A 23,911-nucleotide genomic window follows, 5' to 3' on the forward strand; every position below is an offset into this window, starting at 1 on the left:
TGGCGCTAGCCTGCCTGGCGTCCTTGCCCGGTGCCGCTTCGGCGCAGTCCAAGGTCGAGATCTTCGGCGTCGTCGATGTCGGCGTCACGCACCTGAACGGCTCCGGCCCCTCCAAGACCGGTCTGTCCACGGGCGGCGCCAACATCAGCCGCCTCGGCTTTCGCGGCACGGAAGAGCTGGGCGGCGGCCTGCGTGCGGGCTTCTGGCTGGAGGCGGGCATGGACGTGGACAGCGGCTCGGGCAAGGCCAGCGGTGGCGGCCTGAGCTTCAACCGCCGCTCCACCGTGAGCCTGTCGGGCGACTTCGGCGAAGTGCGCCTGGGCCGCGATGACTCGGCCACCTTCCTGAGCACGCTGATCTTCGACCCCTTCCTCACCAACGGCGTGGGCGGCACCATGGGCTTCACCATGCTGGGCATTCCCGGCACGGGCACGGCCACGGGCGGCGCGCCCATCCAGATCAGCAACGCGGTCAGCTACTTCCTGCCGCAGAACCTGGGCGGCTTCTACGGCCAGGTGCAGGTGGCCATGGGCGAGCAGGCGCGCAGCGCGCCCAACAAGAACCAGGGCGACTACCGCGGCCTGCGCTTCGGCTACCGCCAGGGCCCCTTCAACGGCGCGCTGGCCACGGGCAAGTTCTATGGCGACAGCGATGCGACCAACCTCACGGCCAGCAACGTGGGCCTGAGCTGGGACTTCGGCGTGGCCAAGCCCATGCTGCTGTGGGCCAGCGAAAAGCGCGGCGCCCTCAAGGTCACCGCCCTGCAGCTGGGCGTGACCGCGCCCGTGGGCATGGGCGAGTTCAAGGCCTCCTACGGCCACTACAACACCGACGGCAGCAATGCCGACTGGAACAAGATCAGCGTGGGCTACGGGCACAACCTGTCCAAGCGCACCCAGGTCTACGGCACGGTGGCCTTCCTCAAGAACAAGGACGGCGCGGCCAAGTCCATCGGCGTGCAGGGCCTGTCGGCCCCGGGCACCACGCTGGGCGGCCGCTCCTCCGGCTTCGAGGTGGGCGTGCGCCACTTCTTCTGATACAGCCCATCGGGCGATAGAGACTTGCCATGAAAGATATGCGTGCGGCCCGCTGGTGGGGGGTGATCAGCCTCTTCATCATCGTCGCCATCTCCTATGTGGACCGGATCAACCTTTCGATCCTCATCCTCGACCAGGGATTTCTGGACCACATCGGGCTGACGCACGACGACCGCACGCGCCAGGGCCTGCTGGCCACGGCCTTCATGGTGGGCTACGGCGTTTCTTCCTTCGTGTTGACGCCGTTTTGCGCGGCGCTCTTCGGCGTGCGCCGAAGCCTGGTGGTCGGCCTGCTGCTGTGGGGCGCCGTGTCCTTTCTGTCCCCGGCCATGAACAGCTATGGCCTGCTGCTGGCCTCGCGCATCCTGCTGGGCATCTCCGAAGGGCCGCTGTACTCGCTGGCGGGCAGCTACATCAAGGCGCATTTCCAGAGCCACGAGAACGGCCTGCCCAACTCCTTCGTGAACATGGGCACGGGCCTGGGGCTGGCGGTGGGCTATCCGCTGATCGGCTACCTGGTGGCCGGCCATGACTGGCAGACCTCGTTCCACGTGCTGGGCCTGATCAATGTGGCCATCGGCATCCCGCTGGTGCTGGCCTTCATCCGCATGCCCCGAGTGGACACCGGCATGCCGCGCCCGCGCTCGCTGGGCGAGGCGGTGGGCCAGGTCGGGCAGATCGTGCGCGGCGCCATGCACACGCGCTATCTGGTGCTGGTGGCCGTGCTGTCGGCGGCCTTCTTCTCCTACCTCTGGGGCAGCAGCAACTGGCTGCCGGCCTATCTGGAGTCGCGCGGCTTTTCGCTGCGCGAGATGGGCTGGCTGGCCTCGCTGCCCCAGTACGCCACGGTGCTGGCCGTGCTGGTCGGCGGCATCGTCATCGACCGCCTGCCGCGCCGCCAGGTGCCGCTGATCTTCGTCGGCGGCAGCCTGGGGCTGGCGCTGGCCATCTGGCTGGCCATCCACATGGACGACCGCTACGCGGCGGCCTACTGCCTGATCGCCGCCAACTTCTGCTGGGGCCTGATGAGCCCGGCCATTCCCAGCACCGTGCAGTACTGCGCGCGGCCCGAGCATGTGGCCAGCGCCTACGGCGTCGTCAACGGCACGGCGACCCTGGTGGCAGGCTTCATGCCTGCGCTCATGGGGGCCGTCATCGGCTGGACCTCGCATTCGGCCGGTGGCGGGTTCGTCGCAGGCTTCAGCCTGCTGGTGGGCACGCAGCTGGTGGTCATGGTCTGCGGCCTGGTGCTGTGGCTGCGCGAGCGCGGCCAGGGTACCGACGGTGCCAGCGATGCCCGGGACACGTCCGCGCGCACGGCCTGACCTGCACTACAGCGCGCCCGCTGCGGCGCACTGCTCCAGAAACGTCACCAGAGCCTGCACGCGCGCCGTGCGGCCCTTGCGCGTGGGCACCAGCAGGGTGACCGGCGCGCTGCCGAAATGCCAGTCGGGCAGCACGCGCACCAGCCGGCCCTCGGCAACGGCCTGCTCCATGTCCCATTGCGAACGCAGCACCAGGCCCAGGCCCTGCTCGGCCCAGTGGCGGGCCACGCCGCCATCGTTGGTGACGTAGGACGGCGTCACGCGCAGGGTCTGGCCGTCCGCGGCGCGCCGGCTGGCGGCCGGGCGCAGGTGCCACAGCGTCACGTCTTCCTCGTTCTCGCGGATGCAGATGCAGGCGTGCTGCAGCAATTCGCGCGGCGTGGCGGGCGTGCCGTGGCGGCGCAGGTAGTCGGGGCTGGCGCACAGCCAGCGGTCATTGGCGGCCAGTTCGCGCGCGACCCAGGAGGAGTCGCGCACCGCGCCGATGTGGACCACGGCATCGGCATCGTGGCGGTCGGGGAAAGGCGTTTCGCGCAGGTCCAGCTGCAGTTTCAGTTGCGGGTGCTGGCGCGTGAAGGGCACCAGGGCCGCGGCCAGCCGGCTGCGCCCGTAGCCAAAGGGCGCGGCAATGCGCAGCGTGCCGCCCAGCTGGCGGGCATCGCCGTGCAGCGAGTCGCGCAACTCCTCGATCTGGCCCAGCAGCCGCACGGCCTCGCGGGCGAAGCGCTCGCCCTCGGGCGTCAGCGCCAGGCGCCGCGCGCTGCGGTTGGCCAGGGACAGGCCCAGTTCGGCCTCCAGCCGGCGCAGCCGCATGGACAGGGCGGGCGGCGTCACATCGAGCGCACGGGCGGCGGCGCTCAGCGAGCTTTCGCGCAGCAGGGCGGCGGCAAGCTGCAGGTCTTCGATGGCAATCATTCAATTTGCCTTAACGATTGATGACGGCGGATTTAACCACGGGCACAGGTTCCATCCGTACAGTTCCAGGCCATGAACACCCCAGCCCCACTGACGGAACCGACCGCCGCCGCCTGGCCCCGTGCCGTGCTTTTTGACCTGCTGACCGCCTTGCTCGACTCCTGGACGGTATGGAACAGCGCTGCCGGCAGCGAAGCCGCCGGGCGCGACTGGCGCGCCGAGTACCTGCGCCTGACCTATGGCTGCGGCGCCTACCAGCCCTATGAAGACCTGGTGCGCGACGCGGCCCGCAACCGGGGCCTGCCCGCCTCGGCCGCCGACCGGCTGGAGGCGCAATGGGACCAGCTGCAGCCCTGGGATGGCGCGCGCGAGTTGCTGGCCGCCCTGCGCCCGCACTGCCGCCTGGCCGTGGTGACCAATTGCTCCGAACGCCTGGGTCAGCGTGCCGCCGCGCTGCTGGGCGTGGATTGGGACGTGGTGGTCACCTCCGAAGCAGCAGGCTTCTACAAGCCCGACCCCCGGCCCTACCAGCTGGCGCTGGACCGGCTGGGGCTGCCTGCGGACCAGGCCGCCTTCGTGGCCGGATCGGGCTATGACCTGTTCGGCACCTCGGCCGTGGGCCTGCGCACCTTCTGGCACAACCGCGTGGGTCTGTCGCGGCCCGATGGAGCGCCTGCCGCCGAAGCTGAAGCTTCCACGCTGGCCCCCGCCTTGCCCTGGCTGCGCGGCTTTGCCGCAGGCCGCTGACTGTGCCAAGTCTTTTTCAGGAGCCACCATGCAAGACACTCTTTTGACGCTGGACACGCCCGCTGCCGTGATCGACCTCGACCGCATGCAGCGCAATATCGCCCGCATGCAGCAGCGCATGGACGCGCAGGGCGTGCGCCTGCGCCCCCATGTGAAGACCAGCAAGAGCGTGCCCGTGGCCGCCGCGCAGCGTGCGGCCGGGGCCTCGGGCATCACGGTCTCCACCCTGAAGGAGGCCGAGCAGTTCTTTGCGGCAGGCACCACCGACATCCTGTATGCCGTGAGCATGGCGCCGCACCGCCTGCCGCAGGCCCTGCACCTGCGCCGGCGCGGCTGCGACCTCAAGCTCATCGTGGACAGCGTGGCGGCGGCCCAGGCCATTGCCGTCTTTGGCCGCGAGCAGGGCGAGGCCTTCGAGGTGTGGATAGAGATCGACACCGACGGCCACCGCTCCGGCGTGGGCGCAGACGATACGCCGCTGCTGCTGGCCATTGGCCGCACGCTGCACGACGGCGGCATGCGCCTGGGCGGGGTGCTCACGCATGCGGGCTCCAGCTACGAGCTGGATACGCCCGAGGCGCTGCAGGCCCTGGCCGAGCGCGAGCGCGCCGGCTGCGTGCAGGCTGCCGAGGCCCTGCGCGCGGCCGGCCTGCCGTGCCCCGTGGTCAGCGTGGGCTCCACGCCCACGGCGCTGGCGGCCAGCCGGCTGGACGGTGTGACCGAGGTGCGCGCAGGCGTCTACGTGTTCTTCGATCTGGTGATGCGCAACATCGGCGTGTGCACGGCTGAGGACGTGGCGCTGTCGGTGCTGGCCACCGTGATCGGCCACCAGGCCGACAAGGGCTGGGCCATCGTGGATGCGGGCTGGATGGCCATGAGCCGCGACCGTGGAACGGCCCGGCAGAAGCAGGATTTCGGCTACGGCCAGGTCTGCGACCTGCAGGGGCGGGTGATGCCGGGCTTCGTGCTCACGGGCGCCAACCAGGAGCACGGCATCCTGGCCCGGGCCGATGGCACGGCGGAGGCCGACATCGCCACGCGCTTTCCCCTGGGCACGCGGCTGCGCATCCTGCCCAACCATGCCTGCGCCACGGGCGCGCAGTTCCCGGCCTACCAGGCGCTGGCGGCAGATGGCTCGGTGCAAACCTGGGAGCGGCTCCATGGCTGGTGAAAACGGGATCGATCTGCGCCATGCATCGCCGAACCTGCCTGCGCCGGGCGGCCACTACAGCCACACGGCCACGGGCCAGGGGCTGGTCTTCGTGTCAGGGCAGCTGCCCATACGGCCCGACGGCACGCGCCTGGTGGATGCCGGTTTCGAGGACCAGGCCCGGCAGGCGCTGGCCAACCTGGCAGCGGCGCTGGAGCTGGCCGGCAGCGGTGTGCCGCGGCTGCTGCAGGTGCGCGTGTACCTGGACGACATGGCGCACTGGCCGGCCTTTGACCGCATCTACGCGGACTGGGCCGGCGCGCACCGGCCCGCGCGCGCCGTGGTGCCCACGGGGGCGCTGCATTTCGGGTTGAAGGTGGAGATCGAGGCCGTGGCGCTGGCCTGAGAAGGTGTTCCGGCCCGAGGGGGGCCGGCTGCCGCTACTTCAGCCAGCCGCGCTTGCGGAAGTAGAGCATGGGCCCCACGGCGCTGAGCACCATGAGCCCGATGACGTAGACATAGCCGAACTCCCATTCCAGCTCGGGCATGAACTTGAAGTTCATGCCGTAGACGCTGGCGATCAGCGTGGGCGGCAGCAGGGCCACGCTGGCCACCGAGAAGATCTTGATGATCTTGTTCTGGTTGATGTTGATGAAGCCGACCGTGGCATCCATCAGGAAGTTGATCTTGTCGAAGAGGAAGGCCGTGTGGCTGTCCAGCGATTCGATGTCGCGCAGGATCTGGCGCGCTTCCTCGAACTGCTCGGCATTGAGCATCTTGGAACGCATCATGAAGCTGACGGCGCGGCGCGTGTCCATGACGTTGCGGCGGATGCGACCGTTCAAGTCTTCCTGGCGCGCAATGGCGCCCAGCACCTCGCGGGCCACGTCGTCGGTCACGTCGCCGGACAGCACCATCTGGCTGGCTTTTTCGAGGTCGTCGTAGATGCGCTCCAGCGTGTCGGCCGAGTATTCGGCGTCGGCGTCGAAGAGCTTGAGCAGCACGTCCTTGGCCTCGTCGATCAGGCCCGGCGCGCGGCGTGCGCGCATGCGCAGCAGGCGAAAGACCGGCACGTCCTCGTCGTGGATGGAGAACAATACGCCGCAGCTGCGCAGGTTCTTGTTGTGCTCGTTGACGATGAAAGCCACGCGCACCGAACGCGGGTCCTCGTCATCGTCGATCAGGAAGTCGCTGCGGATGTGCAGCTCGCCGTTGTCTTCTTCGTAGAAGCGGGCCGATTCCTCGATGTCGTCGTCCATCGCATCCTCGGGGATGGACAGCTCGTAGTGCTGCTTGATCCAGCGCTTTTCCTCGACCGTGGGCGACTCCAGGTCCACCCAGATCGGCTTGAAGCGGGACAGCTCCTCCAGCGACTCGATCTCTTCTTGAACCAGGCGGCCATTGGCCAGCGTAAAGATGTTGAGCATAGGCTCACTCCAGGTGTTCTTCTCAGGCGTGCGGGGTATCGGAGGTGCTTTCAACCCCACAGGCCAACCGGGAGTTGAAAGCTACCAACTGGGGTAGGTTTCCACGGAGCTTTCTCCAAGATGCAAAGCGTTGGATTATGCAGCGTTGCGCTGCAGCATGCGGGCCGGCTGCGCTATTCGGAAGCGGCTCCAGGGGGCATCTGGCGGCCTGTCACAAAAGCCTGGGCATGGCACAGGTCGGCCCAGGCGCCAGCCTTGGCCTGGGGCGCGCGCAGCAGGTAGTTGGGGTCGTAGCTGACCACGGCGGGCACGCCCGCAATGCGGTGCGGCTCGGCGCGCAGGCGGCCCAGCGCCTCCTGGCGCTGCAGCACGGCACGCGCCGTGGCCAGGCCCAGCACCAGCACGCAGGCCGGGCGCAGATCGCGCAGCAGCGCCTCCAGCGATGGCTGCAGCGCCGGTACCTCGGGCGCCTCCTGTCCTTCGGCCGCAGGCTGCACGCGGTGCAGGGCGGCGCTGTACAGGCGCGGATGGTCCTGCAGGTTCAGCGCGCGCAGCATGTTGTCCAGCAGCCGGGCCGCGTCGCCTTCCAGCGCGGTGCGCGCGCAGTCGGGGCCGGGGCGCTGGGCGGGTGGCAGGGGCAGGGAGTTGGCGGGCGGCTCCAGCAGGATCAGCCAGCCGCCTTCGCCGCCATCACCGGCAGGCGGCGTTGCCGCATAAACGGGCCGCACGGGGCCCAGCCGCCAGCCCAGCCCCGGGGCGCCGGCCACGGGCTGCTGCACGTAGCGGCGCGGCGGGCGTTCGCGTTCGGGAATGACGGGTGCGGGAGGCGGCGGCGCCTGGACAGGCGCCTGAACAGGCACCTGAACGCGTGCGGGCGTTGGCGCGGCGACAGGCGCCCGTGCAGCAGGCGCCGGGGGGGGCGCCTCCTGCACGGGCGGCGGCACGGGGCGGGCCGCCGGCGGATCTGCCAGGGGCGCCGCTGCAGGCGCATCGGCGGGCGCAGCCAGGGCCTCGGACAGCACGGCGGGTGCGGTCTCGGGCTCGGGCAGCCAGACGGTGATGCCCATGGCGTGCAGCATGGCCCGCTGGCGGGTGTCTAGATTCAGGGCCATAGCTTGAGGCTCATGAGCACGGCATGCTCGCGCGGGCCGTCGTGCATGGGGTAGTAGTTCTTGCGCAGGCCCACCTCCTGGTAGCCATGCGCGGCGTAGATGCTGCGTGCGCGGACATTGCTCTCGCGCACTTCCAGCCAGATCCATTGGGCCTTGCGCTGGCGCGCCCACAGGGCCAGCGCGTCCAGCAGGATGCGGGCCCAGCCCTGGCGCTGGCGCGACGGGGCCACGGTGATGTTGAGCAGGTGGACCTCGTCGAGCACGATCATGGCGACGAAGTAGCCCACCAGTTCGCCCCGCGCATCGACCAGCAACTGCGCTTCATTGCCGGCCGCCATGGCATCGATGAAGTTGCCACGGGACCAGGGATGCGAGTAGGCCTGCTGCTCCACGGGCAGCAGCATGTCGAGCGACAGCACGTTCAGCGGCTCGAAGCGCACGCTGTCCCGCTCCGGCGCCGGAGCGTCGGTCAGGGGCGGCTGCGGCCGCGAGGGCTGTGGCGTGTGCGTGCTCATGGTGCGGGCGGGGTGGCCTCTGGAGTGGGCGTGGCCAGGGCCAGCGCGGCGGCCGCCTTGGCAGCCTCCCGCTCGGCCGTGGTCTGCGCGACTTTATCGCGGATGTAGCGCGGCAGGGCCTGGTCGGCCGGCAAGGCGCGGTCGGCCGCCAGCAGGGCCGGGGCCAGGCGCAGCATGGCGGCGGCGGTGGGCAGGGCGGCCAGGTGGCTGGCCTGGGGCGCCAGGCGCTCGCCGTAGGCGGCCAGGGCGTTGCCGGCCACCACGGTGCCGGGCGGCAGTTGCAGGGCCTCGGGCGCGCACAGGCCGAAGTCGCCGCTTTGCTCGCCAATGTCGTTCCAGCGGCCGCCGCTCCAGTGGTAGGCGGCGTGATAGACCTCGTTCATGCGCGCATCGATCACGGCGATGAGGTCGGTGCAGCCGTATTGCATGCGGGCCTGCTCGGCCAAGGCCAGCAGGCTGTCCATGGGCAGCACGGGCACGCGGGCGGCAAAGGCCAGCCCCTGGGCCACGGAGCAGGCCGTGCGCAGGCCCGTGAACGAGCCCGGACCCCGGCCGAAGACGATGGCCTGCAGCTCGGCGAATTCCAGGCCGGCCTGGGCCATCAGCGCCAGGATGGCGGGGATCAGCTCGGTCGAGGTCTGCGGGCCGCCGGGGCCGCTGTGCTCCCAGACGGCATCGCCGCGCTGCACGGCGATGGAGAGGGTGTCGGTACTGGTGTCTAGGGCAAGAAGATTCATGGCTTGGGGCAGGCGGCGGTGCCGCAGCAAGTGCAGGATTATCGGTGCCCCGCCCGTCCCGCGCCCGGCAGGGCTGCAATGACCGGCGTAGACTTGCCGGCCATGTTGCATCTTTCGCCGTCTTCTTCCCTTATTTCCTCGATTTCCTCCGCCTTCTCACTCGGAACGCCGCTTTCACGCCGGGGCCTGGCGGCCGCGCTGCTGGCGGCGTCTGTCCTGCCCGGCGTGGCAAGCGCCCAGGCCGATGCGCCCACCTCGCCGGCCTCGCTGTCCACCAAGACTGCACGCGAAAGCCGGCTGCCCCCGGCCGTGGAGGCGGCGCTTGCGCGCGCCAAGCTGCCGCGCGACGCGGTCTCGGCCCTGGTGGTCGAGGTCGATGGCCGGGCCGCCCCGCGCCTGGACTGGCAAAGCCACGTGGCCATGAACCCCGCCTCGGTCATGAAGCTGGTCACCACCTATGCGGCGCTGGACCAGCTGGGTCCTGCACATGTCTGGCGCACGCCCGTCTTCCTGGGCGGGCCGGTGCAGGACGGCGTGCTGCGCGGGCCGCTGTACATCCAGGGGCAGGGTGATCCCAAGCTTGTGATGGAGCGGCTGTGGCTGATGCTGCGCCGCCTGCAGGGCATGGGCATCAAGGTCATCGTGGGCGACATCGTGCTGGACCGCAGCGTGTTTTCCGTGAGCGGCCATGACGCGGCCACCTTCGACAACGAACCCTGGCGCCCCTACAACGTGGCGCCCGACGCGCTGCTGGTCAACTACAAGGCCGTGACCGTGGGCTTCACGCCCGACGCGGCGGCGGGCGTGGCGCGGCTGCAATACGATCCGCCGCTGGCCGGCATCCAGCAGCAGGAAACCGTGCCGCTGGCGCCGGCCGGCAGCGAATGCGGCGACTGGCGCGCCCGGCTGCAGCTGGACATGGCCGACCCGCTGCGCATCGCCTTTGCCGGCCCGTTCCCGGCCAGTTGCGGCGACAAGAGCTGGTCGCTGGCGCCGGCCCAGCCCGAGGCCTTCGCGGCCCGCGCCATCGAGGGCATGTGGCGCGAGCTGGGCGGCAAGCTCACCGGCACCGTGCACGACGGCCGCGTGCCGGCCGGGCTGCAGCCAGCGTTCCAGAGCGAATCGCCTTCGCTGGCCGAGGTGGTGCGCGACATCAACAAGTACAGCAACAACGTCATGGCCCAGCAGGTGTTCCTGACCATGGGCATGCAGCGCACGGGCGTGGCCAGCTTCGAGTCCTCGCGCCAGGCCCTGGGCCAGTGGTGGCAGGCGCGCTGGGGCGCGGCCGAGCAGCCCGTGGCCGACAACGGCGCCGGCCTGAGCCGCGAGGCGCGCATCACCGCCTCCGGCCTGGGCCGCATGCTGCAGCAGGCCTGGGCCTCGCCGGTGATGCCGGAGTTCGTGGCCTCCATGCCCATCGTCGGCGTGGATGGCACGCTGCGCCGCAGCCTCAGCCGGGCCCAGGGCATGGCGCACCTGAAGACCGGCACGCTGCGCGATGCCTCGGCCCTGGCCGGCTATGTGGACGGGGCCAGCGGCCGCCGCTACGTGCTGGTGGCCATGGCCAACCACGCCAACGCCCCGGCCGCGCGCGCGGCCTGGGATGCGCTGGTGGACTGGACGGCGCGCGACCGCTGATCGGGCGCCTTCGCGTCTTGTGCAGGGCCTGCTTTCGCAGGCCCTTTTTCATTGTTTTCCCAGCAAGGACGTTGTCCTACCCACGGGCGATGCGGCGGTCCTTATCGTCTGTTCGCCCGCGTGCGAATTGCCTTGTCGGCGTGCGATTTCTATCCGTAGTTGCCCGGTGTCGCCAATGCGCAAGTGTCGTTACGATGGCTTTAGCAAAAAAGCACGGTCGTGCTATTCATAACACTTCACGGAGATTCCATCTTGGCAAATCGTTATCGAATCCTCGCGGCCGCTCTGGCCACGGCCGGCCTGCTGGCCGCATGCGGCGGCGGCAGCGGCGCTGACACCACCCCCCGCGCCAAGATCACCTCCGTCAAGGTGATGGGCGACAGCCTCTCCGACAGCGGCACCTTCGGCTACAAGTTCACCGTGCAGAACGCCACGCTGACGGGCGCCGGCTCCAACCAGGTCTGGGCCGAGCGCGTGGCGGGCCTGTACAACATCTCCCTGTGCCCGCGTTTCAACGGCACGGCCTTCACGCCCAACACGGCCTGCAACAACTACGCCGTGGGCGGCGGCCGCATCAACTACACCAGCGCGCCCACGGCGCCCATCTCCATCACGCAGCAGATCCTGCTGGCCGGCGCGGCAGGCTTCACGGCCGATGACCTGGCGGTGATCGACGGCGGCGCCAATGACGCGGCCGATGTGATCGGCGCCTTCCTGGCCGCCTCCAGGGACCAGGGCGCCAACTTCAAGGCGCTGCTGTCCACCAAGATCGACGCGGCCACGCTGGGCGCGCTGCTGCAGCAGGGCCAGACCGGCATGGCCCAGGCCGGTGGCCTGTACATGCAGAACCTGGCCAAGGGCTTTGTCTCCAGCATCCAGACCAATGTGCTGGGCAAGGGCGCCACGCGCGTGGCCATCCTCAACGTGCCCGCCATCACGCTGACGCCGCGCTTCCAGCTGGTGCTGCAGTCCGTGGCCCAGCAGCAGGGCTCGGCCGCCGCCGCGCAGCTGGAGACCGTGTTCGACGGCTGGGTCAAGGCCTTCAACCAGCAGGTCGCGGCCGGTTTCACGGGTGAGAACCGCGTGGCCATCATCGACTTCTACAGCGAGTTCCGCCAGCAGATGGCCGACCCCGCCCAGTACGCCTACACCAACGTGAAAAAGGCGGCCTGCCCTGCCACCGGCGTGGGCGCCGACGGCCTGCCCACCTACAGCTTCCCGACCTGCACCGAGGCCGCGCTGTCCGCCTCCATTCCCGTGGGCGAGACCAGCGCCAACTGGTGGAAGAGCTATGCCTTTGCCGACAGCTTCCACCCCACGCCCTATGGCCACCAGCAGATGAGCCAGCTGGCCTCCCGCACCCTGGCCCGCGCAGGCTGGCTGTGATAGCAGACACGCAGCACGAGGAGACACATCCATGAAGACATTCCTGCGTATCACCGCCGCCGTGGCGATGGCCACGGCCTGCATGGCCGCCACCGCCCAGTCCGCCGGCACCTGGAGCGTGCGCCTGGGCGCCACGCGCATCGATCCCCAGACCAGCAGCGGCTGGCTGAGCACGCCCAGCTTCCCCGACACCCGCGTGGACGTGAAGGCCAACAGCCAGCTCACGGGCGGCGTGACCTACATGGTCACCAACAACTGGGCCATCGATGTGCCCATGGGCCTGCCGTTCAAGCACGACTTCGTGGGCGATGGCGCCATCTCCGGCACGGGCAAGCTCGGCCGCACCAAGGTGCTGCCCGCCACCGTGTTCGCGCAGTACCGCTTCGGCGAGGCCAACTCCGCCTTCCGCCCCTACCTGGGCCTGGGCGTGACCTATGCCAAGTTCTTCGGCGAGCGCACCACGGCCTCCCTCAACGGCCTGACTGGTGGCACGCTGGCCAACCCCACCACGGCCTCGGTGGACAGCAAGTGGGGCCTGACGCCCCAGATAGGCTTCGTCTACAACTTCAACGAGCGCTGGTTCCTGGACGTGGCCTACTACAAGAGCTTCCTGAAGACCACGGCACACCTGTCCTCGGGCCAGAGCGTGTCGCTCAAGCTCAACCCGAACGTCTACGCCATCGGCATCGGATACCGCTTCTGACAGGTCGCAGTCCCCAAAGAAAAACCAGCCCGCGGGCTGGTTTTTTCATGGAGCGGGCCTGTGCCTACTTGGCCGTGGGCATCACGAATTCCGCGCCCTTGGGCGTGCTCTCGGGCCAGCGCTGCATGATGCTCTTTTGGCGGGTGTAGAAGCGCACGCCTTCCTCGCCGTAGGCATGCATGTCGCCGAACAGGCTGCGCTTCCAGCCGCCAAAGCCGTGCCAGGCCATGGGAACGGGAATCGGCACGTTGATGCCGACCATGCCGACCTCGATGCGGCGGCCGAACTCGCGCGCCACGTTGCCGTCGCGTGTGAAGCAGGCCACGCCGTTGCCGAACTCATGGTCGTTGACCAGCTGCACGGCCTCGGCGAAGTCCTTGGCGCGCACCACGGCCAGCACGGGGCCGAAGATCTCTTCCTTGTAGATGCGCATGTCGGGCGTGACATGGTCGAACAGCGTGCCGCCCAGCCAGAAGCCGCCCGAGGTGTCGGTGCCCGTGGCGGCGCCGGCCGCCTTGCCGTCGAAGCCCCGGCCATCGACCAGCAGCTGCGCGCCTTCCTTGACGCCCAGGTCGATGTAGCCGCTGATGCGCTCGTGCGCGGCGCGCGTCACGATGGGGCCCATTTCCGCAGCCAGGTCCTCGCCGTCCAGCACCTTCAGCGCCTTGGTGCGCTCGATCAGGCGCGGCAGCAGCTGGTCGGCCACGTCGCCCACCAGCACGGCCACACTGATGGCCATGCAGCGCTCGCCGGCCGAGCCGTAGCCGGCGCCGATCAGTGCGTCCACGGCCTGCTCGATATCGGCGTCGGGCATGACCACCATGTGGTTCTTGGCGCCGCCCAGGGCCTGCACGCGCTTGCCGTGGCGGGCTCCCGTCTCATAGATGTAGTTGGCAATGGGCGTGGAGCCGACAAAGCTCACGGCCTTCACCTGGGGATGCTCGATCAGCGCATCCACGGCTTCCTTGTCGCCCTGGACCACGTTGAACACGCCGTCGGGCAGGCCGGCCTGCTTGAGAAGGTCGGCGATCAGCAGCGAGGGCGTGGGATCGATGGGGCTGGGCTTGAGCACGAAGGTGTTGCCCGCCGCAATGGCCACCGGGAACATCCACATCGGCACCATCACGGGGAAGTTGAACGGCGTCACGCCCGCCACCACGCCCAGCGGCTGGCGCAGCGTCCAGTTGTCGATGCCGGTGGAGACCTGGTCGGTGAAATCGCCCTTGAGCAGTTGCGGGATGCCGCAGGCGAACTCCACGATGTCGATGCCGCGGCTGACCTCGCCCTGCGCATCGGTGAAGACCTTGCCGTGCTCGGCCGTGATGGCGTGGGCCAGTTCGTCCTTGTGCTGGTTGAGCAGCTCGAGGAAGCGGAACATCACGCGCGCCCGGCGCAGCGGCGGCGTGTCGGCCCACTTGGGGAAGGCCGCCTGGGCGGACGCCACGGCGGCATCGACATCGGCGCGCGAGGCCAGGGCCACGCGGCCCGTGACCTGGCCGGTGGCCGGGTTGGTCACGTCCTGCTCGCGGCCGCTGGCACCTGCCGTGCGCTGGCCGTTGACGTAATGGACGATGGAAGCGAAGGAGGTGTTTGCGGTGTTCATGCCAGCCAGTCTAGGAGTGCGCCTTCGGCCTGCCTAGGCGCTGCGCTTGAATTGATTGTTCATTTTGCTGAACAATCCCTGCATGGCAAATGAAAAAACCGATGCCAAGGCCGAGGCCTTGTGGAGCCACCTGCACTGGCTGGTCGTGCTGGAGCAGCAAGGCAGCTTCACCTCGGCCGCCGCGCGCCTGGGCGTGAGCAAGGCGGCCATGAGCCAGCGCGTGGCCGAGCTGGAGCGCGCGGCCGGGGTGGCCCTGGTCACACGCACCACACGCAGCGTGCGCCTGACCGAAGCGGGCCAGCGCCTGGTGGACGAGACGCGCGGCGCCTTCGAGCACATCGCCGACAGCTTTGCGGGCGTGCGCGACCTGGCGGCCGAGCCGCGCGGCCTGCTGCGCGTGACCGCGCCCGTGGCCTTCTCGCGCCAGCAGCTCATGCCCCGGTTGCCGGCCTTCCTGCGCGCCCATCCGCAGATCCGGCTGGAGCTGGACCTGTCTGACCACCTGCGCTCGCTGGCGATGGAGGGCTTCGACATCGCCGTGCGCCATGCCTCCACCCCGCCCGAAACCCATGTGGCCTGGGCGCTGGCGCCCACGCGCTCGCTGCTGGTGGCCAGCACGGACTACCTGGCCGCGCACGGCACCCCGGCCACCCCGCAGGACCTGGCCGCGCACCAGTGCCTGCACTACCCGCGCACCCAGGGCGCCATGGCCTGGAGCTTCGTGCCCGCCTATGCCGGTGCGGACGCCGGTGCAGACGCCAGTGCAGACGCAGTACGCACCGTCGTGCCCGTGGCCGGCGGCTTTGCCGCCAACAACAGCGAAATGCTGCGCGACGCCGCCATGGCAGGCCTGGGCATCGCCCTGGTGCCCGACTTCAGCGCCCAGTCGGGCCTGGCCTCCGGCCATCTGCGCGAGGTCCTGCCCGGCTGGCGGCCCGTCGATGCCTTCGGCGAACACCTGTTCGCGATACGCCCCTACGCCAGCCACGTGCCGCGCGCGGTGGCGGTGTTCGTGGAGTTCCTGCGGGCGTCGTTTGCGGCGGGGTTCATCCGCTGAGGGCGAGCCCTCAGGCCTTGATCCCCAGCTTGTCCACCAATTGCTTGAACACCGCGTTGTCGCGGTCGATCACGGCCTTGAATTCGGGCTGGTCCAGGTAGCCCTCGCCCATGTTCTGCTTGGCCATGGTTTCGCGCAGGGCGGGGTCCTTGAGGGTCAGGGCCATGGCCTTGCGCAGGGTCTGGACCACGGCGTCGGGCGTGTTGCGGGGCACGGCCAGGCCGCGCCAGCCGCCGATGAGCAGGTCGATGCCGCGCTCCTTGAGCGTGGGCACGGCTTCCCAGCCGGCCTGTATGCGCTGCTCGGCCATGATGGCCAGCGGGCGGATCTTGCCGGCCGCCACATAGGTGGCCACCTCCACGGGCGTGACGGCCACGGCCTCGATGTGGCCGCCCAGCAGGTCGAGCACGGCAGGGTTGGCGCCGCGGTAGGGCGCGTGGTTGAACTTCACGCCCGCCTTGTCCTGCAGCGCGGCGGCGGCCAGGTGGCCCAGCGAGCCCGGGCCGGCATTGCCGATGCGCACGGCGGCCTCGTCCTTGCGCGCGGCGGCGATCAGTTCCTCTATGCTGCGATAGGGCGAGTCGGCACGCACGGCGATGGTGGCGGGGTCGGCGTTCAGGCGGGCCACGGGCAGCAGGGCGTCGGAGCTGATCTTGGTCAGCCCCATGTGCGGGATCATGGTCAGCTCGACGGTGATGATGCCGATCTTGTAGCCGTCCGGCCGGGCATTGGCCAGCTCGGTCCAGCCCACGGCGCCGCTGGCGCCTGCGCGGTTGAGCACGATCAGGTCCTGCGGCAGGTGCTTGCGCGCCACCTCGGCCAGCGCGCGTGCCAGCACGTCGGTGCCGCCGCCAGCGGCAAAGGGCACGATGAGTTCAATGGGGCGCTGGGGCCAGGCGCCGGCCGGTGCCTGCGCCATGGCGGGCAGGACCGGCGTTGCGGCCAGGGCGGCCAGCGAGTGGATGAATTGGCGGCGGGATGCGAGGGTCATGGCTTGTCTCCGGGATCTTTTTTATGTGGCGATGTCTGCGCTTCAATCCATTTTGATGTTGGCGGCCTTGATCACGCCGCTCCACAGCGCCTGTTCCGAGCGCACGAAACCTGCGAACTGCTGCGGCGTCATCTCCATGGGCTGTATGCCGATCTCTTCGAGCTTGGCACGCGTTTCGGGGTGGCGCAGGGCGGTGGCCAGGCTTTTGTTCAGGCGCTCGGTGAGCGCGGGGCTCAGGTGGGCGGGGCCGACGAAACCCTGCCAGGCATAGGCTTCGAAACCGGGCACGCCGGCCTCGGCCATGGTGGGCACGTCGGGCAGGATGGGCAGGCGCTGGGGCGTGGCCACGGCCAGCACGCGCAGCTTGCCCGCGCGGATGGCCGAGATGCTGGGCGGCAGGTCCACGAACATGGACTGGATCTGGCCGGCCATGAGGTCCTGCAGCGCCGGGGCCGAGCCCTTGTAGGCCACGTGCAGGATCTGGGTGCCCGTGCGCTGCTTGAACAGCTCCAGCGCCACGTGCAGCGGCGAGCCCGGGCCCGACGAGGCCGAGGAGATGCCACCCGGCTCCTTGCGCGCCATGGCCAGGAATTCCTGCACGTTCTTCGCAGGGAAGGACGGGTGCACGGCCAGCACCAGCGGCATGCGGCCCAGGCCGCCGATGTAGCTGAAGTCCTTGCCCGCGTCATAGCTCAGGCGCGCATACATGGCGGGGTTGAAGGCCAGCGTGCCCGAGTCGGCCGTGCCCAGCGTGTAGCCATCGGCCGGGGCGCGTGCGATCAGCGTGGCGCCGATGATGCTGGCTGCGCCGGGACGGTTGTCCACCACCACGGGCTGGCCCAGGTCCTTGCCCATCTGCACGGCCAGCTGGCGCGCGATCACGTCGGTGGTGCCGCCTGGGGCGTAGGGCACCACCCATTTGAGGGGCTGGGTGGGCCAGGCTGGCGCACTCTGGGAGGACGGGGCTGGGGCGGATTGCGCCTGGGCGGTGCCCATGCCCAGCGTCAGCAGGGCGCAGGAAAGCCAGGCCTGGCGGTGCAGGGCCATTGGGTTGAACAGCATTTTTTGTCTCCGGTGGTTTTTATGGGTGTCTGCTGCGCCGTGCGTCAGCGCGGCCGCAGCATCCATTCGTGCGCGGGGTCGTTGCGGAAGGCCCAGCGCCGCTCGGGCCCGGCCATGGTGTTGAGGTAGTAGAGGTCGTAGCCGTGCGGGGCCACGCAGGGGTGGTAGCCGCGCGGCACCATCACGGTGTCGCGGTGCTCCACCGCCATGGCTTCGTCGATGCTGCGGTCATCGGTGTAGACGCGCTGGAAGGCAAAGCCCTGGCTGGGGTTGAGCAGGTGGAAGTAGGTCTCCTCCAGCACGGTCTCGGCGTCCGGCGCGGCGGGGTCGGCGCTGTCGTGCTTGTGCGGCGGATAGCTGGACGAGTTGCCTGCGGGCGTGATGACCTCGACCACCAGCAGGGACTCGGCCGCCTCGGTCTCAGGCAGGATGTCGCAGACATGGCGCGTGTTGCTGCCCTGGCCGCGCACGCTGCGGCGCATGCTTTCGGGCGCGATCACGCGCGTGGCGTGGCGGCCCGTGGCGGGTGCGGCGCTCAAGGCAATGTCGGCCGGGCCGCGCGCCGTGATGCGCAGGCTTTGGCCGGGCGGCACGTAGACGGCCGTGGGCGCACTCTCCTCGAACACGCTGGCGCGGCTGCCCAGGGCGCTGAACGCCTGGCTGCCGACCTGCACGTCCACCTGGCCGGTGAGCACGGTGATGCAGTATTCCAGCGGTCCCGTGGACAGCTCCTCCTGCTCGCCCGCCTGCAGCCTCAGGGCCTTGAAGTGGATGTGCTTCCAGCCCGCACTGGCCGGCGTGATGTCGGTGACGATGCGGCCGGGCGCGGCCTTGACGAGCAGGCTCATGCCGCAGCTCCTTCGGTGATGTCCTGGGAGGTTTCCACGCGGCTGGCATCCCAGCCCGCGATCAGCGCACGGAAGTTGGCGGCGACGGCATCGCGCAGGCCGGCATCGTCCAGCTCGTTGCGCAGCCACTGCAGGGCCGGGCCGGCCCAGACGCTGCGGCCGATCATGAAACCCTTGACCACGGGCGCCTGCGCCTGGGCAAAGCCCTGCACCAGTTGATCCACTGGCTGGGACAGCCCCAGGATCACGGCGCCCCGGCACCAGGGGTCGCGTTCGTTCACCAGGGTGTCCAGCGCCTCCCAGTTCTCGCGCGCCATGGTGCCGACCTTCCACCATTCGGGCTTGAGGCCCAGGTCGTAGAAATGGCGTATGGCGCGCAGCACGGCCTCGCCCCGGTCGTCGGGCGCCAGCGTGTCCTTTGGCGGGATCACTTCCAGCAGCAGCTCATGGCCGCTGGCGCGCGTGGCGGTCCAGACCTGCTGCAGCCAGGCATCCTGCTCGGCGCGCAGTGCGGGCGTGTCGTCGGGGTGGTAGAAGACCAGGCATTTGACGGTATGGCTTTGCGGCCAGTGCAGCAGCTCGGAAGCCAGCGAGTCCGTGCCGTCAAAGCGCAGCGGGCGCGAGCCCGGCAGCTCGATGGGCCGGCCTATCCACCAGCCGCGTCCCGTGGCGTCGTGCAGCGCGGCCTCGCCCAGGTGATGGCGGCCGTCGATCAGCACGCCCATGCGGCCCGCGTTGCCCGGATCGCGCTCGACCTGGGCGACCACCTCGTTGATCAGCCGCTTGAGCGGGCGCAGCCGCGCGGGCGCTGCGCCGGCCTCGCGCGCCAGATCGTCGAACTGGCTGCGGTGGTCATAGGCCAGCACGCACAGCGCGGGCCACTGCGGCCGCGCGCGGCTGACGCGGTGCAGGTGGGACAGCTCGGGGTCCTGGTCGGGACGCGGATGGCGGTGGCCCGAGAACCAGTGCGCCAGCTCGGCCTGCGTGGGCATGGCCGGCGCGCAGCCATGGCGCGAGACCACGATGGCGCCGCAGGCGTTGGCAATCGCCGCAGATTCCTCCAGGCTCTTGCCGCGCAGCAGACCCGACAGCAGGCCCGAGGCAAAGGCATCGCCCGCGCCCAGCACATTGAGCACTTCCACGCGCTCGCCCAGCACCGTGGGCGCATCGGCGATCGCATCGGGCACCTCGCCCTCGATCAGCGAGCAGCCCAGCGGCCCGCGCTTGACCACGAAGACGGCGCGGCTGCATTCGCGCACGCGGCGCAGGCTGGCGATCAGGTCGCCCTCCACGCCGCCGGCGATCAGCCATTCCTCTTCGGTGCCGATGATGAGTTCGAACTGGCCCAGCTCGGCCTGCAGCCTGCGGCTGACCTCGGCGCTGGCCACATAGCGCGTCTCGCCGTCGCCGCGCGAGGCCAAGCCCCACAGCACGGGCCGGTAGTCGATGTCCAGCACGCGCACCAGGCCGTGGCGGCCTGCCATCTCCAGTGCCTTGCGGCTGGCGGCCAGCACGCCGGGTGCGCTCAGGTGGGTGCCCGTGATGGCCAGGCAGCGGCAGCGGGCCAGGAACGCCTCGCTGATGGCCTCGGCGTCCAGGGCCATGTCGGCGCAGTTCTCGCGGGCGAAGAGCAGGGGGAAGGTCTCCTGGTCCTTAATGCCCAGCAGCACCATGCCGGTCAGGCGCTGGGCATCGACCTGCACCTGGCTGGTGTCGCAGCCCTCGCGGCGCAGCGTCTCGACCAGGAAGCGGCCATTTTGTTCATCGCCCACGCGCGAAATCATGGCCGAGCGCAGCCCCAGGCGCGCCGTGCCGAAAGCCATGTTGCCCGAGGAGCCGCCCAGGTACTTGGCAAAGCTGCTGGCCTCCTCCAGGCTGCAGCCGATCTGCTGCGCGTAAAGGTCCACGGCCAGTCGGCCCAGGCAGGCCACGTCCAGCGGCCGGTCGGAGGGAAAGTTCAGCATGCTCATCGTCTTAGGCCTGTGCGTTGCGGACACCCGCGTGCGGGCCTGTCCATAATCGTTGCGTGCATGCGATCATAGATCGAAATAGAAAAAGTTTTCCATATATATGAAAAATAGAAAAACCCTTGGCGATGCAGGCGCCCCCTCGCTGGCCGGCCCCTACGCCGACCGCGCCGCCTTCCTCACCGTGCTGCGCGAAGGCTTCGAGGCCCTGAGCCGCCAGCTCAAGGCCATCGGCCGCCATGTGGAAATGCAGGGCGATCGCCTGGCCTTCGACGGCATCCAGGCCACGGCCGAGCAATGTGGCGTGCAGCCTTCGGCCGTGGTGCGCTTTGCCAAGCATTTCGGGTTCTCGGGGTACTCTGAACTGCAGGCGCTGTTCCGCGCCGATGCGGCGCGCCAGCTCTCGGCCCAGCATGACTACCAGGACCGCATCCGGGGCCTGATCGCCTCGGGCAACGAGCCACGCAGCAGCGCGCGCCTGGCGCACGAGGTCATCGAAGGCAGCATCGAAAGCCTGCAGGCCCTGCAGCGCGGCCTGCCGCCCGAGCAGTTCGAGGCGGCGGTGGACCTCATGCTGGATGCCCCCTCGCTGTGGCTGGCCGCCTCGCGCCGGGCCTTCCCCGTGGGCGCCTACCTGGCCTATGCGCTGCAGCACACCGAAAAGCCCGTGCACTGGCTGCACGGCCTGGGCGCCATGCAAAAGGGCGAGCTGCGCGCGCTGGCGCCCGGCGACGTGATGCTGGCCGTCTCCTTCGAGCCCTATGCGCCCGAAACGCTGGAAATGGTGGACGCGGCCCTGGCACGCGGCGCGCGCCTGCTGGCGCTGACCGACAGCCAGCTCAGCCCCCTGGCATCCCGCGCCACCGTCACCCTGCTGGCCCAGGACGCAGCCACTTTCGGCTTTCGCTCGCTGACCAGCACGCTGACCCTGGCGCAGTCGCTGTTCCTGGCGCTGGCCTACCGGATGGAGCTGGCGTACGAGCCGTCCCGCAAGCCTTAGAAGAGGGTGTGGGTGTTATCCGGCCGCCGCCGCGCGCAGCAGCCGGTCGCGCACGCCTTCCCAGTCCGGCGTGTCGGGCGGGGTCTCGATCCAGATCAGCCGGGCGCCGACTTCATCGAAGTCGCGCAGGGCGCCGAACAGCTCGCGCGCGGTGGCGGCGGCGTCGGCGGGCATGGCGCGCAGCGTGACGGCGCGCGAGGCGGTGCGCAGCGGTGTGCGGTGGTAGACGGCCAGGTTCCTGGCGTCGGCGCCCAGCACGTCCAGCCCGGCCTGCAGCTGCTTTGCGTCCATGAGGCGCACCTGGGCGTTGGGCGCGTAGTGGGCCAGCAGGGTGCCGGAGGCGCGTGGCGTGTTCTCCTGCAGCTCTTCCTTGGACAGGGGGCGCTGGCCGCAGGCACGTTCTATATCGTCGCGCGTGATGGCGCCGGGGCGCAGCAGCACGGGCACGCCGCGCGTGCAGTCCACGATGGTCGATTCAATTCCCACTTCGCAGGCGCCGCCGTCCAGCACCAGCAGCGTGTCGCCGAACTCGCCGGCCACATGGGCCGCCGTGGTGGGGCTGACGCGGCCGAACTTGTTGGCGCTGGGCGCCGACACGCCCCAGACGGGCGGCTGCAGCTGCTGGCAGGCGGCCAGCACGGCATGGGCGACGGGATGGGAGGGGCAGCGCAGGCCCACGCTGTCCTGGCCGCCGGTCGAGGCCCGGGCGGCCTGCGGCAGGCGCGGCAGGATCAGGGTCAGCGGGCCGGGCCAGAAGGCGTCGATCAGCTGCTGCGCGAACAGCGGCACTTCACGCGCATAGCGCGTAATGGCGCCGCTGTCGGCCACATGCACGATGAGCGGATGGTTGGGCGGCCTGCCCTTGGCGGTAAAGATCTGCGCGACGGCCGCGTCGTTGTCGGCGTCGGCCGCGAGGCCGTAGACGGTTTCCGTGGGCAGGCCCAGCAGTTCGCCGCGCTGCAGCGCCTGTGCGGCGGCCTGGACAGAGGCCGCCAGCGTTCCATCAAGAATCATCGCGCGGGCCTTCAGAACGGCTCCAGCCCCAAGATGGCAGCGGCCTGCAGCGCCACAGCGCGCACCGCTTCGGGCGTGGGTCCGGTGACGTTCAGGTGGCCCATCTTGCGGCCGCGCTTGGCGTCGTGCTTGCCGTACAGGTGCAGGTGACAGCCGGGCAGGGCCAGGACCTGGTCCCAGGCCGGCGCCTTGGCCTGTTCGCCGTCCTTGAACCACAGGTCGCCCAGCAGGTTCAGCATGATGGATGGGCTGTGCTGGCGCGGCTGCGTCAGCGGCAGGCCGGTCATGCAGCGCACCTGCAGCTCGAACTGCGAGACATCGCAGGCGTTCTGGCTGTAGTGGCCGCTGTTGTGCGGGCGCGGCGCGATCTCGTTGACCACGAGCATGCCGTCCTGCAGCACGAAGAATTCGACGCAGAGCACGCCCACGTAGTCCAGGCCATCGGCCACGGAACGTGCGGCGGCCAGCGCCTGCTCGACCTGGGCCTGCGGCAGGTTGCCTTCGTAGACCTCGGTGACGGAGAGGATGCCTTCGCGGTGCAGATTGCGCTGCACGGGCAGGTTGACCATGGAGCCGTCACGGCCGCGCGCCACGATGACCGAGCATTCATGGGCCAGCGGCAGCATTTTTTCCAGCACGCAGGCCACGCGGCCCAGTTGCTCCCAGGCGGTGGCCAGCTCGGCGGCGTTCTTCACGCGCACCTGGCCCTTGCCGTCGTAGCCCATGCGCGCGGTCTTGAGGATGCCGGGTAGCAGGCTGGCGTGCACGGCGGCCAGCTGGGCGGGCGTCTCGATCACCGCGTAGGGCGCGCAGGGCACGCCGCAGCGCACGAAGTGGGCCTTTTCCTGGGCGCGGTCCTGGGCAATGGCCACGGAGGAGCCAGCCGGCGAGACCGGCCGCTGGGCGGCCAGCAGGTTCAGCGCCGCGGCGGGCACGTTCTCGAATTCGGTGGTGACGGCGGCCGACAGGCGCGCCAGTTCGGCCAGACCCTGCGGGTCTTCGTAGCCGGTACGGATGTGGTGGTGGCTGACCAGGCCGGCAGGGCTGGTCGGGTCGGCGTCGAGCACGGCCGTGAAATAGCCCATGGCCTGGGCCGATTGCACGAACATGCGGCCCAGCTGGCCGCCACCCAGCACGCCCAGCGTGGCGCCCGGCAGGATCACATCTGCGCTCATACGGCCACCGGGGGAAGCGTCATCGCGCGCGCTGCGGCGGTCTGCTCGGCGCGGAAGGCTTCGAGCCTGGTGCGCAGGGCCGGGTCCTCATTGGCCAGCAGGGCCACGGCGAAGAGGGCCGCGTTGGCCGCACCGGCCGCGCCGATGGCGAAGGTGGCCACGGGCACGCCCTTTGGCATCTGCACGATGGAGTGCAGCGAGTCCACGCCCTGCAGGTGGCGGCTGGCTACGGGCACGCCGAGCACGGGCACCACGGTCTTGGCGGCGATCATGCCGGGCAGGTGGGCAGCGCCCCCCGCACCCGCGATGATGGCCTTCAGGCCACGGCCGGCAGCGGCCTCGGCGTAGGCGAACATGTCGTCGGGCATGCGGTGGGCCGAGACGACCTGGGCTTCATGGGCGATGCCAAATTGCTGAAGAATGGCAACTGCGTGCTGCATGGTCTCCCAGTCGCTGCTGGAGCCCATGACCACACCGATCTGGATGGAGTTCATGTCGTGAG

General features: G+C 69.8%; 23 protein-coding genes. 10 read left to right on the forward strand and 13 right to left on the reverse strand.

All coding sequences use genetic code 11. The annotated features are described in order from the left end of the window. Both INR38_RS08145 and INR38_RS08150 read left to right on the forward strand, forming a co-directional pair. The coding region (locus INR38_RS08145) for a porin (RefSeq protein WP_207475797.1) at nt 1–1,037 on the forward strand (1,037 nt) is incomplete at its 5' end. A 29-nt stretch (nt 1,038–1,066) separates the two neighbouring features. Then, nucleotides 1,067–2,362, forward strand: a complete 1,296-nt coding sequence (locus INR38_RS08150) for an MFS transporter (protein ID WP_207444602.1) — start codon at nt 1,067–1,069, stop codon at nt 2,360–2,362. A 6-nt stretch (nt 2,363–2,368) separates the two neighbouring features. On the opposite strand, the gene INR38_RS08155 is transcribed toward INR38_RS08150, so the two are convergent. Beyond that, the gene (locus INR38_RS08155; protein WP_207444601.1) at nt 2,369–3,277 is read right to left on the reverse strand and encodes a LysR family transcriptional regulator; all 909 of its coding nucleotides are present in this window, start codon (nt 3,275–3,277) and stop codon (nt 2,369–2,371) included. A 72-nt stretch (nt 3,278–3,349) separates the two neighbouring features. On the opposite strand from INR38_RS08155, the gene INR38_RS08160 reads away from it, so the two are divergent. The 3 genes from INR38_RS08160 to INR38_RS08170 are packed head-to-tail and all read left to right on the forward strand — an operon-like array spanning nt 3,350 to nt 5,580. Then, a complete protein-coding gene (locus INR38_RS08160; protein WP_065348032.1) occupies nt 3,350–4,024 on the forward strand; it encodes an HAD-IA family hydrolase in 675 nt (224 codons plus the stop codon). A 28-nt stretch (nt 4,025–4,052) separates the two neighbouring features. Then, a complete protein-coding gene (locus tag INR38_RS08165) occupies nt 4,053–5,195 on the forward strand; it encodes a DSD1 family PLP-dependent enzyme (protein ID WP_207444600.1) in 1,143 nt (380 codons plus the stop codon). Beyond that, nucleotides 5,185–5,580 carry a RidA family protein gene (locus tag INR38_RS08170; protein ID WP_043822535.1) on the forward strand — a complete coding sequence of 132 codons (396 nt, stop codon included), beginning with the start codon at nt 5,185–5,187 and terminating at the stop codon, nt 5,578–5,580. Before INR38_RS08165 ends, INR38_RS08170 begins: the two co-directional genes overlap by 11 nt. 34 nt (nt 5,581–5,614) lie before the next feature. Here INR38_RS08170 and corA read toward each other — a convergent pair whose 3' ends face one another. From corA to tsaB, 4 genes are all read right to left on the reverse strand, one after another. Further along, nucleotides 5,615–6,601, reverse strand: coding sequence for a magnesium/cobalt transporter CorA (gene corA, locus INR38_RS08175; protein ID WP_013804498.1), 987 nt, complete (start codon nt 6,599–6,601; stop codon nt 5,615–5,617). Nucleotides 6,602–6,774: 173 nt separating this feature from the next. After that, a complete protein-coding gene (locus INR38_RS08180; RefSeq protein WP_207475798.1) occupies nt 6,775–7,713 on the reverse strand; it encodes a uracil-DNA glycosylase family protein in 939 nt (312 codons plus the stop codon). Further along, nucleotides 7,704–8,228 carry a ribosomal protein S18-alanine N-acetyltransferase gene (gene rimI / locus INR38_RS08185; RefSeq protein ID WP_013804496.1) on the reverse strand — a complete coding sequence of 175 codons (525 nt, stop codon included), beginning with the start codon at nt 8,226–8,228 and terminating at the stop codon, nt 7,704–7,706. Before rimI ends, INR38_RS08180 begins: the two co-directional genes overlap by 10 nt. Beyond that, on the reverse strand, nt 8,225–8,965 hold the full coding sequence (gene tsaB, locus INR38_RS08190) for a tRNA (adenosine(37)-N6)-threonylcarbamoyltransferase complex dimerization subunit type 1 TsaB (protein ID WP_207443009.1): 741 nt from the start codon (nt 8,963–8,965) through the stop codon (nt 8,225–8,227). The genes rimI and tsaB overlap by 4 nt, the downstream gene beginning before the upstream one ends. A 102-nt stretch (nt 8,966–9,067) precedes the next feature. Between tsaB and dacB the strand changes: the two genes are divergently transcribed. The 3 genes from dacB (at nt 9,068) to INR38_RS08205 (ending at nt 12,692) form a co-directional block, all read left to right on the forward strand. Further along, a complete protein-coding gene (dacB, locus tag INR38_RS08195) occupies nt 9,068–10,603 on the forward strand; it encodes a D-alanyl-D-alanine carboxypeptidase/D-alanyl-D-alanine-endopeptidase (RefSeq protein ID WP_242699002.1) in 1,536 nt (511 codons plus the stop codon). A gap of 252 nt (nt 10,604–10,855) precedes the next feature. Beyond that, nucleotides 10,856–11,989 carry an SGNH/GDSL hydrolase family protein gene (locus INR38_RS08200; RefSeq protein ID WP_207443011.1) on the forward strand — a complete coding sequence of 378 codons (1,134 nt, stop codon included), beginning with the start codon at nt 10,856–10,858 and terminating at the stop codon, nt 11,987–11,989. Nucleotides 11,990–12,020: 31 nt separating this feature from the next. Further along, entirely contained in the window at nt 12,021–12,692 is a 672-nt protein-coding gene (locus INR38_RS08205) for an OmpW family outer membrane protein (RefSeq protein WP_013804492.1), read from the forward strand. A 64-nt stretch (nt 12,693–12,756) separates the two neighbouring features. On the opposite strand, the gene INR38_RS08210 is transcribed toward INR38_RS08205, so the two are convergent. Continuing rightward, on the reverse strand, nt 12,757–14,295 hold the full coding sequence (locus INR38_RS08210) for a CoA-acylating methylmalonate-semialdehyde dehydrogenase (RefSeq protein ID WP_207443012.1): 1,539 nt from the start codon (nt 14,293–14,295) through the stop codon (nt 12,757–12,759). Nucleotides 14,296–14,377: 82 nt separating this feature from the next. Here INR38_RS08210 and INR38_RS08215 point away from each other — a divergent pair, with 82 nt between their 5' ends. Continuing rightward, a complete protein-coding gene (locus INR38_RS08215) occupies nt 14,378–15,352 on the forward strand; it encodes a LysR family transcriptional regulator (RefSeq protein ID WP_207443013.1) in 975 nt (324 codons plus the stop codon). 10 nt (nt 15,353–15,362) lie between these two features. Here INR38_RS08215 and INR38_RS08220 read toward each other — a convergent pair whose 3' ends face one another. The 4 genes from INR38_RS08220 to iolC are packed head-to-tail and all read right to left on the reverse strand — an operon-like array spanning nt 15,363 to nt 20,223. Continuing rightward, nucleotides 15,363–16,343 carry a tripartite tricarboxylate transporter substrate binding protein gene (locus INR38_RS08220; protein WP_183017304.1) on the reverse strand — a complete coding sequence of 327 codons (981 nt, stop codon included), beginning with the start codon at nt 16,341–16,343 and terminating at the stop codon, nt 15,363–15,365. 42 nt (nt 16,344–16,385) lie between these two features. Beyond that, nucleotides 16,386–17,405 carry a tripartite tricarboxylate transporter substrate binding protein gene (locus tag INR38_RS08225; RefSeq protein ID WP_207443014.1) on the reverse strand — a complete coding sequence of 340 codons (1,020 nt, stop codon included), beginning with the start codon at nt 17,403–17,405 and terminating at the stop codon, nt 16,386–16,388. Nucleotides 17,406–17,449: 44 nt separating this feature from the next. Beyond that, entirely contained in the window at nt 17,450–18,253 is an 804-nt protein-coding gene (gene iolB / locus INR38_RS08230; protein ID WP_063327454.1) for a 5-deoxy-glucuronate isomerase, read from the reverse strand. Next, nucleotides 18,250–20,223 (reverse strand): 5-dehydro-2-deoxygluconokinase, encoded by a 1,974-nt coding sequence (iolC, locus tag INR38_RS08235; RefSeq protein WP_207443015.1) that lies wholly within the window; start codon nt 20,221–20,223, stop codon nt 18,250–18,252. Before iolC ends, iolB begins: the two co-directional genes overlap by 4 nt. A gap of 100 nt (nt 20,224–20,323) precedes the next feature. Between iolC and INR38_RS08240 the strand changes: the two genes are divergently transcribed. Further along, nucleotides 20,324–21,220: a MurR/RpiR family transcriptional regulator gene (locus INR38_RS08240; RefSeq protein WP_034389901.1), complete on the forward strand. Its 897-nt coding sequence runs from the start codon at nt 20,324–20,326 to the stop codon at nt 21,218–21,220. A gap of 15 nt (nt 21,221–21,235) precedes the next feature. Here the strand turns inward: INR38_RS08240 and INR38_RS08245 are convergent, their stop codons facing one another. The 3 genes from INR38_RS08245 to purE are packed head-to-tail and all read right to left on the reverse strand — an operon-like array spanning nt 21,236 to nt 23,903. Next, nucleotides 21,236–22,234 (reverse strand): L-threonylcarbamoyladenylate synthase, encoded by a 999-nt coding sequence (locus INR38_RS08245; protein ID WP_034389903.1) that lies wholly within the window; start codon nt 22,232–22,234, stop codon nt 21,236–21,238. Between the two features lie 11 nt (nt 22,235–22,245). Continuing rightward, nucleotides 22,246–23,409 (reverse strand): 5-(carboxyamino)imidazole ribonucleotide synthase, encoded by a 1,164-nt coding sequence (locus INR38_RS08250; protein WP_043822521.1) that lies wholly within the window; start codon nt 23,407–23,409, stop codon nt 22,246–22,248. Then, complete coding sequence (purE, locus tag INR38_RS08255; protein ID WP_012202922.1) at nt 23,406–23,903, reverse strand: 5-(carboxyamino)imidazole ribonucleotide mutase; 498 nt, start codon at nt 23,901–23,903, stop codon at nt 23,406–23,408. The genes INR38_RS08250 and purE overlap by 4 nt, the downstream gene beginning before the upstream one ends. Nucleotides 23,904–23,911: the final 8 nt, after the last annotated feature.

Origin of the sequence: Delftia sp. SD018 (assembly GCF_017355445.1) — a bacterium.
In the GTDB taxonomy this organism is placed as follows: domain Bacteria; phylum Pseudomonadota; class Gammaproteobacteria; order Burkholderiales; family Burkholderiaceae_C; genus Comamonas; species Comamonas acidovorans.